The 13415-nt window shown below is 63.6% G+C and carries 13 protein-coding genes and 1 tRNA gene; 7 read left to right on the forward strand and 7 right to left on the reverse strand.

Translation table 11 applies throughout. The annotated features are described in order from the left end of the window. Window positions 1-81: 81 nt before the first annotated feature. Both HU230_RS26950 and HU230_RS26955 read right to left on the reverse strand, forming a co-directional pair. A complete protein-coding gene (locus HU230_RS26950) occupies window positions 82-969 on the reverse strand; it encodes a helix-turn-helix domain-containing protein (protein ID WP_224943619.1) in 888 nt (295 codons plus the stop codon). Window positions 970-1891: 922 nt separating this feature from the next. After that, complete coding sequence (locus HU230_RS26955) at window positions 1892-2317, reverse strand: hypothetical protein (RefSeq protein ID WP_176529121.1); 426 nt, start codon at window positions 2315-2317, stop codon at window positions 1892-1894. A gap of 249 nt (window positions 2318-2566) precedes the next feature. Between HU230_RS26955 and HU230_RS43865 the strand changes: the two genes are divergently transcribed. From HU230_RS43865 to HU230_RS26970, 3 genes are all read left to right on the forward strand, one after another. Then, window positions 2567-2995 carry a hypothetical protein gene (locus HU230_RS43865; RefSeq protein ID WP_176529120.1) on the forward strand — a complete coding sequence of 143 codons (429 nt, stop codon included), beginning with the start codon at window positions 2567-2569 and terminating at the stop codon, window positions 2993-2995. 298 nt (window positions 2996-3293) lie between these two features. Further along, window positions 3294-4868: a putative bifunctional diguanylate cyclase/phosphodiesterase gene (locus HU230_RS26965; RefSeq protein ID WP_176529119.1), complete on the forward strand. Its 1575-nt coding sequence runs from the start codon at window positions 3294-3296 to the stop codon at window positions 4866-4868. Next, complete coding sequence (locus HU230_RS26970; protein ID WP_176529118.1) at window positions 4865-5701, forward strand: hypothetical protein; 837 nt, start codon at window positions 4865-4867, stop codon at window positions 5699-5701. The genes HU230_RS26965 and HU230_RS26970 overlap by 4 nt, the downstream gene beginning before the upstream one ends. Before the next feature lie 412 nt (window positions 5702-6113). On the opposite strand, the gene HU230_RS26975 is transcribed toward HU230_RS26970, so the two are convergent. Next, a tRNA-Val gene (locus tag HU230_RS26975) sits at window positions 6114-6188 on the reverse strand. A gap of 79 nt (window positions 6189-6267) precedes the next feature. Continuing rightward, window positions 6268-6627 carry a cell cycle two-component system response regulator CpdR gene (gene cpdR, locus HU230_RS26980; protein ID WP_092123795.1) on the reverse strand — a complete coding sequence of 120 codons (360 nt, stop codon included), beginning with the start codon at window positions 6625-6627 and terminating at the stop codon, window positions 6268-6270. 305 nt (window positions 6628-6932) lie between these two features. Between cpdR and HU230_RS26985 the strand changes: the two genes are divergently transcribed. The 3 genes from HU230_RS26985 to HU230_RS26995 all read left to right on the forward strand — a co-directional run bounded on the left by HU230_RS26985 (window position 6933) and on the right by HU230_RS26995 (window position 10224). Then, entirely contained in the window at window positions 6933-7820 is an 888-nt protein-coding gene (locus HU230_RS26985; protein ID WP_176529117.1) for an N-formylglutamate amidohydrolase, read from the forward strand. A gap of 568 nt (window positions 7821-8388) precedes the next feature. Beyond that, the gene (hisN, locus tag HU230_RS26990) at window positions 8389-9168 is read left to right on the forward strand and encodes a histidinol-phosphatase (RefSeq protein ID WP_176529116.1); all 780 of its coding nucleotides are present in this window, start codon (window positions 8389-8391) and stop codon (window positions 9166-9168) included. Window positions 9169-9255: 87 nt separating this feature from the next. Next, entirely contained in the window at window positions 9256-10224 is a 969-nt protein-coding gene (locus HU230_RS26995) for a Bug family tripartite tricarboxylate transporter substrate binding protein (RefSeq protein ID WP_176529115.1), read from the forward strand. Between the two features lie 2 nt (window positions 10225-10226). Here the strand turns inward: HU230_RS26995 and HU230_RS27000 are convergent, their stop codons facing one another. Beyond that, window positions 10227-10874: a glutathione S-transferase family protein gene (locus tag HU230_RS27000; protein WP_176529114.1), complete on the reverse strand. Its 648-nt coding sequence runs from the start codon at window positions 10872-10874 to the stop codon at window positions 10227-10229. 19 nt (window positions 10875-10893) lie between these two features. Continuing rightward, a complete protein-coding gene (locus tag HU230_RS27005) occupies window positions 10894-11787 on the reverse strand; it encodes a LysR family transcriptional regulator (protein ID WP_176529113.1) in 894 nt (297 codons plus the stop codon). 92 nt (window positions 11788-11879) lie between these two features. On the opposite strand from HU230_RS27005, the gene HU230_RS27010 reads away from it, so the two are divergent. Then, a complete protein-coding gene (locus HU230_RS27010; RefSeq protein ID WP_176529112.1) occupies window positions 11880-12632 on the forward strand; it encodes a sulfite exporter TauE/SafE family protein in 753 nt (250 codons plus the stop codon). Between the two features lie 4 nt (window positions 12633-12636). Here the strand turns inward: HU230_RS27010 and HU230_RS27015 are convergent, their stop codons facing one another. Next, the gene (locus HU230_RS27015; RefSeq protein ID WP_176529111.1) at window positions 12637-13272 is read right to left on the reverse strand and encodes a LysE family translocator; all 636 of its coding nucleotides are present in this window, start codon (window positions 13270-13272) and stop codon (window positions 12637-12639) included. Between the last annotated feature and the right edge of the window lie 143 nt (window positions 13273-13415).

Genomic DNA, 13415 nt, shown 5'->3' on the forward strand with positions numbered 1-13415 from the left:
AGCAGGCCGTCCAAATAGCGCGCAGATCGTCTCACAAGTTGAATGATTTGCTCGATGCACCGTGGGGTATTCCGAACATCTTCAACCGGCAGTTGACCTGCGGCGCACGCGTTCACGCATCTCGCGCGGACTGACGCCGAATTCGCGGCGAAACGCGCGGGTGAAATCCGACGCCAGCTTGAAGCCATGACGATAGGCTATCTCCTGCACCTGCCTGTCGTTGGACGCGACGAGTTCTGCCTGCGCCGCACGCAACCGCTTGCGCAGGATGTAACCGGCGACGCCGCCGACGCTCTCGAATGCACGGTAGAGGGCAGAGCGCGAGATCCGCAATTGCTGCGCAATGCGGTCCGGCGTCAGATCGAAGTCGCCGAGATGTGTCTCTATATAAAGACGAGCGCGCTCGAACAGCACCGATTCGATCGCACCGCGCGCCTGCTGCAGCCGGTCCGAGGACAGCTGAACGCATGCGGCGATCATCTGCGCGGTCGCTCGCCCTGCCTGCCGCAGTTCCTCAGGGGACATAAGGACGACGCGCGTTTCGAGTCTGTCGAGATAATCGGTCAACAGCTCGATCAGATTGCCTGAGAGCAGGATGTTGCAGGCGTCGTTGAGTTGATCGGCCACCTCCAAGAATGACCTGCGCGGCAGAGCCAGCACCAGGCCATCATAGTCCGTGATGCTGCCACGGAAATCGTCGTCGAGCGAGATCAGGAACATCGCGCCGGGCCCGGCCTGAATCCGCCGGCCCGCGGTTTCGAAGTGGGCTTCGCCGGAGCGCACCCGGAACAGCCACCAGATATCGACCGGCGCGCCTTGTGACGGATCGGCGGCGCGCGCGAATGTTTGAGCGGCAATGCGTCCGGATGTGAAGACGACATCGGCCATGTTGCAGGTCAGATACTCCACCTCGAACCCCTGTGCAGGGTCGTGGTCGTCCGGCAGCGCGACGTCGATCAGCGAGGCCATGCGCGTTTTCCAGACCTCGAACTGCTCCGATGGCGGATAAGGCCGTGTCGTGAAAAGCCGCGGTACCGCCGGGACTATGTCCCTGATGTTACGGGGCTCGCGTGGCAGGGGAACTTGTTCGAGGAGCTTGGCGGCGCTCGCCGGCGCATTGTCGTCTTCTGGCATGTCATTCCGTGCCCCGTTGTCGCAAACGACGAACGTCGTCTCAACGGGGGCGCATTCCCAAGGTTGCGTCGCCGGCCTCTGGCGGGCAGGCGAATTTCTGGCGGACAAGGAAGCAGCATTTTTGGATGCGGACATCACCCGCTTACACCGGCCGCTCCTGATAGGGCCGATGGGTCCTGCGGCAGTCGTGCTCACACATGGCATTCATCATTGTCGCGTCGTTGCCGGATTCCGGCCCGGAAGTTCGGTCACCGACTCGGCCTGACTGATCTAAAGAACAATGTGTGGGAGAACCAGAGCGGCGGCAACGCGCGCTTTGAAGAAATCCAAAATTGCGTTCGTGCGATGCGATCGGGCAACGCATCATCGCAGGGACTTCAGAAAATTTTCTCGATCTTCGCGCTGAGACGAAATGAACGTCGCGAGAGCGCAGCAATTTAAGCACGGTACACGACACATCGCGAATCCCGCCCATGGGATTCGCGTCGACCACGCCTGAATACGCTTGCCTAATCATGCGGCATTCCACCACGTGCGACGTGAATGCGATCGATGGGAACGGAACACGCGCGCCGCACGAGGCGCACATGTTGTGGTACGCTGCGGCATTTTCATATGAACGTCGAGATGACGAAAGTAACAATGGCTCATCATATTCGTCGGTGAACACGCCCGCCATGCCGGCAGGGCGAGCCTGATCGCCGGCACCTGCAACACCAGCGGCGCAGCCTGCGTTCCTCGATCGGGCGCCGCCCGGCTATGCCTTGGCTTGCCCGATCTGGTCGAGCCATGCCGCAAAGCGCGGATGCTTCGCGAACCTGCCTTGCACGACCGCCAACTCCTGCTGGAAGACCGGCAGCGAGAGCACCCGTTCGATGTCGGGCTCCCTGATCTTCCAGATTCCCGGCGGAACGAAGCCATGCACCTTGAGCTCGAAGATCGAGAAGATGACTTCATGCACAATTCGGCGCTCGTCCGGCGTCATCTCAATGGCGCCGCCGGCGCCCTCGTCATGGAACGCCGCCGTTGGCAGGCGACGCCGCAAATCGGATATGCGCTCGGAATATCTGAGGAAGATATCGGCTCCCAGACGCCGGTTGTTGGTGTGTAGCGCCGTGTAGATCGCGGTGACGCCGACGATGATGGTCCCGAGCGTCATGAACTTCAGGATATGATCGAGCACTGCGATGCCTCCTTCGACCGTCCGTGATCGCGCCAGGAGCCCTGTTCAACCAGTGTTCCGCGCCCTTTATTGCCCCGGGGCGCGGTGATCGTCGAGATGCGGATCACCGATTTGCCCGACCGCACGAGTCCACCGTCCAAGCGGACTTCCATGGCCCCCGGCAGAGCGGGGTTTCTCGCCGCTACCGCTTGCAACCAATACCACCCTGCCCCGTTTACCGGCCGGGCAATGACAATTGAGGAGGATTCTATGAGGAACACAGCCCTTGTTCTTGCAACGGCCGGTGCGCTTGGGGCGAGCGCCATCGCGGCCCCGGCGCCCGCCGAAGCACGCGGCGGATTCGGTCCCGCGCTCGCAGGCGGATTGATCGCCGGCGCCGTGGTCGGCGGCATCGCGTCGTCAGCCTATGGCTGGGGCCCCGGCTACGGCTACGCCGGCTATGGCTACCCGGGCTACGGATACGGCTACGCACCCGCCGCCTACTATGGGCCCGGTTACGCCGGCTACGATTACGACTACGATGCCGCGCCGTATCGTTGGGGCGGATACACCACGACATATTATAGCGGGTATAGGCCGGCCGCTTACGGCTACCGCTATCGTCACGTGGTGCGGCCGGCCTACGCCTATTATGGCGGCGGCTATCCGCGCTGGCATCATCGCTGGCACCATTGGTAACGATCGAGCAGAAGCCCGCCGCATTGCGCGCGGGCTTGGCTGCCCGTCTCGATAGTCGGAACCATACCGGTGGCAGGTTATCCCTGCAACCGCGCCCGTTCCGAACAGTCATGCGTGGGCACGGCGGCAATTTGGCCCAGACGAAAGTCGCAACAAATGGGCCGCGCGCCTGTCGTAGATTTGTAACCATCTTGCAAATCGTTATCGCGCAAAAGTCGCGAGCAGCCTTCACGCAACCTTTTGCAAACTCCAAACTGCCTACCGTCGCCGGATATTATAGTGGATTGGGGATCGGCAGATGGTTGGACTGCGGCCGAATATTTCAATACGGCTCGGGGCCGCGATCAGGGAACAGCATTCGGGCGTTGAGCGTGATCCGGCCGTTCCATCGGTTGGAACTAACCCGGAGGTCGAGCGCCTGCGCGGCGTCATTGCACGCCTGATGCACACGGCCGCTCATGATCAGCTGACCGGACTTCCGACGCGCAGCCTGCTGCTCGAGCGGCTGGACCTTGAACTGGCGCGCGAGGCCGATGACGGCGCGCGGATCGCGGTTCTGTTCGTCGATCTCGACAACTTCAAGCTCGTCAACGATTCACTTGGCCATAGCAGCGGCGACGAGGTGTTGTCCGAAATGGCCCGGCGCATCCTTGGCTGTCTCGGACCGGAAGATACTGCGAGCCGGTTCGGCGGCGACGAGATGGTCGTTCTTCATCCGCGCGCCTCGGACTCCTCCGGAGCGGAACTCGGCAAACGGATCCTTGCAGCACTGGCGGAGCCGATCCTGCTCTCCGGCAAGGAAGTCGTGGTATCGGCAAGCGTAGGGCTCGCGCACTGCAAGCCCGGCACGAAGTGCGCCGAACAATTGCTGCGCGAGGCGGACACCGCCCTCTACGCGGCAAAGGTCCGTGGCCGCGCGCGATTGGCCGAGTTCAACGACGAGTTGCATGCCCGCGCCGAGAAGCGTGTTCAAATCGAATCCGATTTGCGGGCGGCGCTACGGGAATCGCAGCTGTTCGTGGAGTATCAGCCGCAAGTCCGCCTGAAAGATGGACGCGTCGTCGGCGTCGAGGCGCTGGTGCGCTGGCGGCATCCCGAGCGTGGCATCATCTCGCCCGCCGACTTCATCCCCGTCGCCGAGGAATGCGGGCTCATCGTCAAGATCGGACGGCAGGTGCTGCAGGAATCCTGTCGCCAGCTCGCCGAGTGGACGAGGCTGATGCCGGGCTGCCCGCTCGCCATGACCGTGAACGTGTCGCCGCGCGAGATCGTGGAGCCGACCTTCATCCAGGAGCTCCGCCAGACTCTCGCCAGCACCAATGTCGATCCGACCGCCCTGTGTCTCGAAATCACCGAAAGCGTCATGATGAGCGCCCCGGAGGAGGTCGTCCAGGTGCTCGATCAGATCCGGCAGCTCGGCGTGTTCGTCGCGATCGACGATTTCGGCACTGAGCACTCGTCGCTGTCGCGCCTTCGCGACATGCCGGCCGAAGTCCTGAAGATCGACCGCAGCTTCATCGACGGTCTCAGCAGCGAGCCCGGCGATACGGCGATCGTATCGTCGATCCTGAGCCTGGCCTACGCGATGGGCAAGCACACCATCGCCGAGGGCGTCGAACGAAGTGAGCAGGCCGCAATGCTGCTCCGCATGGGTTGCGACGTTGCCCAGGGTTATTTCTTTTCGCGGCCGGTTGCCGCCGAACAGATTGCGCCGATGCTGACCAGGGCACTCTGGCATCCGAGTTCGGGACGTGCGCTGCACGCCGCGCAGCCGGTGGAAGGACCGGTGCGGCGCGGCCATCACTATTTCATCGACGAATTCCTTGATCACATCGGGGCTCCCATGGGCACCAAGGCGACGGTCTCGCGATGATGTATCTCGTCATTGGTCTCAGCAATCTGGCGATCGGACTGGCCTACGCGGGCCTTGGGATATTGTCGGCCTGGGAAACGGTCAGCCTGCATCGATACCGGGGCTGGTCCCGCTTCGGCATCGGATTTTCGATGATGGCTGCGAGCTGCGGCCCGCATCATCTGGTGCACGGCTTCCAGGTGCTGCAGGGCGAAAGCGTGTCCTGGTCGATGCTCGCCGTCACCCTGCTCGGGCTGCCGGCAGGTTTGACATTTGTGTTCCTGCGGTTCGAGACGATATTGGGTGGCCAGGGCGAGCGATTGATCGCCCTCTCGCCGCATCGCGCGATGTTGCTGGTCGGCGGCTTCGCGATCACGGCGGGCTGGCTGGCGGCCTGGGCGATGGCCCAGCCCGGCGCGAACATCCCGTTCCTTTGCACGTCGGCCGATCTTGCCGCGCGCGCGACGATGCCTAGCACCTGGATCGACGTCGCCTCGGCCACGTTCTTCGCCAATGTGTTCGTCACCGTGACTTACGGGCTGGTCGGCTGGTATCTGGCTGACCATCAGGTGCGCCGCTATCTGGCGACCGGTGTGTGGTCGCTGTCGGGGGCCGCATTGGCGGGCGTCTTCTTCTCCTGCGCGCTGATCCATCTCATTGACGCGACGACTCACGGCAGCGGATCGATGCTCGTCTTCGACCTGATCGGCATTCCCGCCTCGGTTTATTTCCTCTGGGTCGTCGAGCAGCTGCACAGCGACTCCGTGCTGGACTGGAATCGGCGTCCGCTGGTCGGTGCCGCGGCTGCGCCGGCGCGGCCCTCACCCTGGAGCGGCAGGAACCTGCAGCACTGACCGGCCTTGTGCGTGCGATCGGCAGCCGGCTTTCCCTGGGCCCTCTTCAAGAGAGAGGGCGAGACGAGATGCAAAGCTCGGGCAAATCATGTCGCGAGAATGCGGATCTATGACTCACAGGTCGCGCAACACACTCGGTGTCGTCCTGGCGAAAGCCAGGACCCATTACCCCAAATCTCAATTGTTGCGCGACGCCGGGGCCACGATGCGGTTCATCACTGAATGCGGTGGTCCTGCTTTCGCCAGGACGACGACGTGGGGGCCGGCGTGGCGTCGAACGAGCTGTTTGACGGGTTGAATCGGAAGCCCGCCGTCATGGCGCGGCTTGCCGAGCCGTAGCTCGCGGCCAAAGGCCCGCCTTCGCCCTTTGGGCTTCGGCGCGGCATCCTTCTCTCGCTTCGCGAGCGAAGGATGGTGGGTGCGACAGGGATCGAACCTGTGACCCCTACCATGTCAAGGTAGTGCTCTCCCGCTGAGCTACGCACCCAAAGCCGTGTTTGGATCGGGTCCCTATAACGGACACCGGCGGGGCAGGCAAGGATACAAAGTGAAGGTTTTTTGGCGAATCAGGCCGCCAGCAACTTATTCACTTCGCTAACCAATTCCCGGAGGTGCACGGGTTTGGACAGCACCTTGGCGTTTTTCGGCGCCTCCGAATCGGAATTGAGGGCCACCGCGGCAAAGCCGGTGATGAACATGATCTTGATGTCGGGATCGAGTTCCGAGGCACGGCGCGCCAGCTCGATGCCGTCCATCTCGGGCATCACGATGTCGGTGAGCAGCATTTCGAACGGCTCCTCACGCAGCCGCTGATAGGCCGACATGCCGTTGTCGTGCGGCGAGACCTTGAAACCTGCATTTTCCAGTGCCTTGACCAGAAAGCGGCGCATATCGGTGTCGTCTTCGGCGAGAAGAATTTTCGGCATGGCAGGGATCGTCGAATCCGGCTTGAGGAGCAGTCCGAACAGTAAGCCCGACAGACGGTAAATTTCGGGTGAAATTTGCGTCAAGCCAGCGGCAAATGCGCGCCAGCCAGTTGTGGACCGAACCACGCATCGAATCAACCTTGTACGGCATTTGCCGCCTTCAAGACGCGTTCCAGCCCGCGCCACACTCTTTTCACTTGGCAGAATGATCGCGATTACCGACAATGCCCGCCCATAAATCTCCGCCTTTCCGGCAGAATCAGTTCTTGCGGGGCGAGGCGGACGCAAGGGACGGCGCCAAGGGAATGACCGAATTTGCTGGCGAGTTATCGCCCCCGTTCGAGATCGTTGAGCCGCAGGCCTGGCGTGCGCCGATCATCTTCAATTCCCCGCATTCGGGCTCGGCCTACCCGGCCGAGTTCCTCGAGGCGTCGCGAATCGACGTGGCGGCGCTGCGCCGCTCCGAAGACTCCTTCATGGACGAATTGATCGCCGGATTGAGCGATCGCGGCTTTCCGATCATCCGGGTCAACTTCCCGCGCTCCTATGTCGACGTGAACCGCGAGCCCTATGAGCTCGACCCGCGCATGTTCACCGGGCGGCTGCCGAGCTTTGCCAACACGCGCTCGATGCGGGTGGCCGGCGGCCTTGGCACCATCCCGCGCGTGGTCGGCGACGGCCAGGAGATCTACCGCGAGCGGCTCGACGTCGACGAGGCGCTGCGGCGGATCGAGGTGCTCTACAAGCCTTATCACCGCGCACTGCGCCGGCTGATCAACAAGGCGCACCAGGCGTTCGGTGCCGTGATTTTGGTCGATTGCCATTCGATGCCGTCAGTCGGGGTCTCGCGCGATGAGCCGCGCCGGCCCGACGTCGTGATCGGCGACCGCTACGGCACGAGCTGCGCGCCGCTGCTGCCCGACCTGGTCGAGGAGATGATGAGCTCGCTCGGCTATTCGGTCGGTCGCAACAAGCCCTATGCCGGCGGCTTCATCACCGAGCATTACGGCAACCCGGCGAGCGGCCTGCACACCGTGCAGATCGAGCTCAACCGCGCGGTCTACATGGATGAGCGCCAACGCGAGCGCGGACCGCGCTTCGTCCAGGTGGCGGCCGACTTTGCGTCGCTCGCGGATGCGCTCGCGAAAATTCCGTTCGGGGATCTCGGCCCGTTCCAGGCGGCAGCGGAGTAAATCCTTCGTCGGCCACCCGTGGTGCCGGATGAAGTCATGAACCAAGAATTCAAATTGGCGACGCGATAAGCGCCGAATTGGATTCTCAGTTCACTCGCGGAAATGACGGCCCAAAGAAAAAAGGGCCGCTTGAATGAACAAGCGGCCCAAGTCTAGGGAGGAAACGCCCAAGGAGGGCAGCGATAGCGCGAGGCGCTACCGCACCGCAACAATATGCGACCGCGCTGCACAAAACGCAAGAACTTTCGAAACATTTCTTCTGTAATGTTGGTAAGTCTGGCGAAACTGCAACACGACCCGCGGGCCGAATTAAAATGTTGAACATCAATATCTTACATGAGAAATCGCGATCGGACAGCGTCCAGCGCATAGCTTGTATACCAGAACTCGCAACTTCGTGATCCGCCCCGAAGCCCGGGAGACTTTCGAATCGAAGCCAAATCGAAAGTCCGGAACCGGGTCATCAGGCTGGGATAACACTCCGTTAATCGTGCGCGCCGCTTGGGATTGAGCTAGGCAAGAGCACATCCGGTTCTATCGCGTCGTTTGCGCATTTCAGGGACATGCCGTGACGGTCATCGACTTTACCGCCTTCATCGGCCGCCTCGCGACCGCATCCGGCGAAACCATCCTGCCCTTCTTCCGCACCTCGCTCTCGGTCGACAACAAGAGCTCGAGCGATTTCGATCCGGTCACCGAGGCCGACCGGGCCGCCGAAGCCGTGATGCGGCGGCTGATCAAGGCGAACTTCCCCCAGCACGGCATCGTCGGCGAGGAGTTCGGCAATGAGCGCCAGGACGCCGACTATGTCTGGGTGCTCGATCCGATCGACGGCACGAAATCGTTCATCGCCGGCTTTCCGATCTGGGGCACGCTGATCGCGCTGCTGCACAAAGGTACGCCGGTATTCGGCATGATGCACCAGCCCTATATCGGCGAGCGCTTCTCCGGCGACAACGGCTCGGCACATTACTCCGGCCCGTCGGGCGAGCGGCGGCTCTCGGTGCGGCGCTGCGCCTCGTTGAAGGAAGCGACCGTCTTCACCACCAGCCCGAAGCTGATGAATCCGGATGACCGCGCCCGCTTCGGCCGCGTCGAGCAAGCGGCGCGCCTGTCGCGCTACGGCGGCGACTGCTACTCCTATTGCATGCTCGCGGCCGGCCATCTCGACCTCGTGGTCGAGACCGAGCTGAAACCCTACGACATTGCCGGCCTGATCCCGATCGTCACCGGCGCCGGCGGCGTCGTCACCACCTGGGACGGCAAGCCGGCGCAAGGCGGCGGCCGCATCATCGCAGCCGGTGACCCGCGCGTGCACGAAGCCGCGATGAAGCTGCTCAACGCCTGATCCTTGCTCCGCCTGATTTCTTGAGTTGCCGGGCGATTGATCTGCGCCCATCCTGACGGCAACGAGAAAAGTCAGGGATCGGCGCACATGACGATATGCGGCAGGCTGCTGGCAGCCATTCTCCTGCTTCTCGCGCCCGTCACCGCCAGCCCCCAGCAGTTCCCGACCAAGCCGATTCGGCTGATCGTGCCGTTCCCGCCCGGCGGGCCCAACGACATCATCGCGCGGGTGATCGGGCAGAAGATCTCGGAACTGGTGAAGCAACCGATCATCGTCGACAACCGCGCCGGCCAGGGCGGCGTGCTCGGCACCGATGCGGTCGCGAAGGCCGCACCCGACGGCTACACGGTTGCGATCGCGAGCGCCGGCGCGCTGGCGATCAGCCCGAGCATGGAGAAAGTCGCCTACGACACGCTGACGGATCTCGCGCCAATCACGCTGGTCGCGACCGTGCCCGAGATGCTGGTTGTCGCCACCGACGTGCCGGCAAGGAACATGAGCGAGCTGGTCGCGCTCGCCAAGGCACAGCCGGGCAAGCTCAACTTCGCCTCCTCCGGCCCCGGCAGCCTGCCGCATCTGGCCTGCGAATTGTTCAAGCTGACGGCAAAGATCGACATCGTGCACGTGCCCTATCGCGGCGCGGCGCCGGCGGTAAACGATCTGTTGGGCCAGCAGGTGCAGATGACCTTCCTCGACCTGCCGGTGATCCTGCCGCAGATCAAGGCGGGCGCGCTGCGGCCAATCGCGCTCGGCGGCCGCGAGCGCGCCCCGACCGCGCCCGACGTGCCGACCACGACAGAGGCCGGCATGCCCGACCTGATCATCGAGAACTGGTACGGCATGGTCGCCCCCGCCGGAACGCCGCCGGTGATCGTCACCAGGCTGAACAAGATCGCCACCGAGGCGATGGCTGATCCGAGCGTGAAGGCCAAGCTCGCCGAGCAGGGCCTGACACTGGTCGGCGACACGCCGGAGCACTTCCGCGACTTCATCGCCGCCGACATCAAGAAATGGGCAAAGGTGATCCAGGACGCCGGCGTGGTGACAGCGAAGTAAGATTAATAGTCGAGCCGGCCGCGGAGCTCCTCGAACGGAAGCATGACGTGCTTACGAAACGGCGGGCGCTGCTGCAGCCTCTGATACCAGCGCTCGACCGCCGGCAGCGGCGGGCGCGCGATCTCGAGCTCGAAATAGCGATAGAGCGAGGTTCCCGCGGTGATGTCAGCGAGCGACAGTGTCTCGCCGAGCAGGAACGGCGTCGCTTCGAGCAGGCGTTCGAGCTTGGCAAAATGCTGCTCGCAGCGGGCGAGCGCCTTGTGAATCGCTGGCCAGTCGCGCCGGTTCTCGGGTGTGCGGAAAAATCCCCAGAACACGCCGCCGAGAAAATCCGGTTGCAGCGCGGTTTGCGACCAGTCCATCCAGCCATCGACCCGCGCCCGGACGACGGGATCGTCGGACCAGAAGCGGCCGTTGCCGTGGCGCGCGGCGAGGTAGCGCAGGATGGCGTGGGATTCCCAGACCGTCGCGTCGTCATCCCTGACGACGGGCACGCGGCCATGCGGGTTCATCGCGAGGAACGCGGGCGCATCGAGCCCGCCGAATGCGCCGCCGGCATCGATGTGCTCATGCGCCAGATCGAGCTCGCCGGTCAGCCACATCACCTTCTGCACGTTGAACGAACTGCGCCGTCCCCAGACCCTGAGCATTGCAGTCTCCTCGGCTTCATCAGCGCTGCGCTTCGGCCCGCAGATATTCCACCAACTGCTTCGCCGCGCGCGGCAATGCCTTGAAGCTGCGCGCGCAGATCGTCAACCGGCGGTTGGCCCAGGCGTCGCGGATCCGGATCGTCGTGATCGGCATCGCCGCCGCGCAGCGTCGCGCCGCGGTTTCCGGGATCACCGCGATGCCGACATCGGCGGCGACCATCTGGCAGATGGCGTCGAAGCCGCGCAGGCGGGCGCGGAAGCGCAATCGCGCACCAAGTTTTGCCGCGTGCCGCGAAATATGGACCTGCAGCGCCGACGTCGCCGTGAGGCCGACGAAATCGCGGCCGACCACCTCCTGGAAGTCGATCTGGCGGCGGCCGCCGAGATCACTGCGGCGCGACGCCACCAGCATCAGGCGGTCCTCGCTGAACAGGAAGCGCTCGACGCTGTCGGGCAGCGCGTGTTCGGCGGCGAAGCCGAGATCGGCGGCGCCGCTAGCGATCGCAGTTGCGATATCGGTGCTCTCGCGCTCCTCGACGTCGACGCTGATATCGGGATGTTCGTGCAGGAACGCCGCCAGCGCCCGCGGCAGATGCTCGGACAGACCCGAGGTGTTGGCGAGCAGCAGCACGTTGGCGCGGACGCCGCTGGCATAGGCGGCGAGATCGCTCTGCAAGGCCTCGACATTATGCATCACGATCCGCGCGTGACCGAGCAGGCTCTCGCCCGCCGCCGTCAATTCGACGCCGCGGCGGCCGCGCTTGAGCAGCGCGACGCCGAGCGCCTCCTCGAGGCCCTTGATCCGCTCGCTTGCCGAGGCTAGCGCAAGGTTTGCGCGCGCGGCGCCCTGGGTGATGCTGCGTGCATCCGAAACCGCGATGAACAATTGCAAGTCGATCAGGTCGAACCGCATGACGTTTCCCGCCCCATACCTTCGGACACCCCGAAGGCTAACTCCGTAACCTCCAGATTGTGCCGATCGGCTCGATCGGTCAATGTGCCGCCATGGTCGACCATCTCCTGATCTTCATCGCTTTCGCCTTTCTGCTCGCCGGTTTCGTCAAGGGGACACTCGGCCTTGGTCTGCCGACCGTCGCGATGGGACTGCTGGCAACCACGATGGCGCCGGGCCAGGCGATCGCGATCGTGATCGTGCCGGCGATCGTCACCAATATCTGGCAGACCTTCGTCGGCCCCTATCTGCGCGACATCCTCAAGCGGTTGTGGCCGCTGATGCTCGGCACCGTGGTCGGAATCTGGATCAATGCCGGGCTATTGACCGGTCCTTACGCAGCCTACGGCACCGTGGTGCTCGGCGCGCTGCTGGTGATCTACGCGATCGTCGGCCTGAGCAGATTCAACTTCAAGGTCGCGCGGCGCCACGAGAGATGGATCGGCGGCATCGTCGGCGTCATCACCGGGCTGATCTCGGCGGCAACCGGCGTCCAGGTTATTCCCTCGATGCCGTTCATGCAGGCGATCGGCATGGAGCGGGACGAACTGGTGCAGGCGCTCGGCGTCTTCTTCACCACCGCGACCATCGCACTCGCCTTCAATCTCACAGCCTCGGGCCTGCTGACCGCGGCCACCGCGCTGCCGGGTGCGGTGGCGATGGTGGCGTCGTTCACCGGCATGTTCGTCGGCCAAGCGGTCCGTACACGGATGCAGCCGGACGTCTTCCGCCGCTGGTTCCTGATCTCGATGATCCTGCTCGGCATCTATCTCGCCGGCAGCGCGCTGCTCAAGATCCACGGCTGAGAACCTAGCGCGCCTCCAGCATGGCGACGCGGACGCCGAGATAGATGAAGAGCGCGCCGAGCGAACGGTTGATCCAGGCGATCACGCCGGTCGATTGCCGGATGCGGCCGGCAGCCCGCGCCGCAAAGGCCGCGAGGCCGAGGCACCACAGCGTGCCGCCGGTGATGAAGATCAGCCCGAGCACCAGGAAGGCGAGCGTCTTGTGGGCTGAGTCCGCCGCCACGAATTGCGGCAGGAATGCCAGGAAGAACAGCGCCACCTTGGGATTGAGGATGTTGGTCAGCGCCCCCTGCCAGAACACACGTGAGATCGAAGTCTCGCCGCCCTGCCCGGCGATCTCCGCGATCGGCTTGGCGCGCGACAGCAGCATCTGCAGCCCGGTCAGCACCAGATAGGCCGCGCCGATCAACTTGACGGCCAGGAACGCGGTCGACGACGCCATCAGCAGCGCCGACAGCCCGATCGCCGCGCCCAGCACGTGAACCAGGCAGCCGCAGCTGATACCGATCGCCGCAGCGGCTCCGCCGCGCCATCCGTGCTGAATCGTGCGCCCTATGATATAAGCGGTATCCGGCCCCGGCGTGACGTTGAGCAGCAGCCCGGACAGGACAAACAGCCAAAGCTCGTGAATTCCCAGCATCTCGGCCACATTAACCTATGTAAGTAACGAACCCGAAAGGACGGTCAGCCAACCTGCGCCATCGCAGCGACACACGAATTCAGTAGAGAAACGGATTGTACGATCCGTTGGTCGCATGCCAATTCCTGCTACTATGCATTATA

Origin of the sequence: Bradyrhizobium quebecense (assembly GCF_013373795.3) — a bacterium.
In the GTDB taxonomy this organism is placed as follows: Bacteria; Pseudomonadota; Alphaproteobacteria; order Rhizobiales; family Xanthobacteraceae; genus Bradyrhizobium; species Bradyrhizobium quebecense.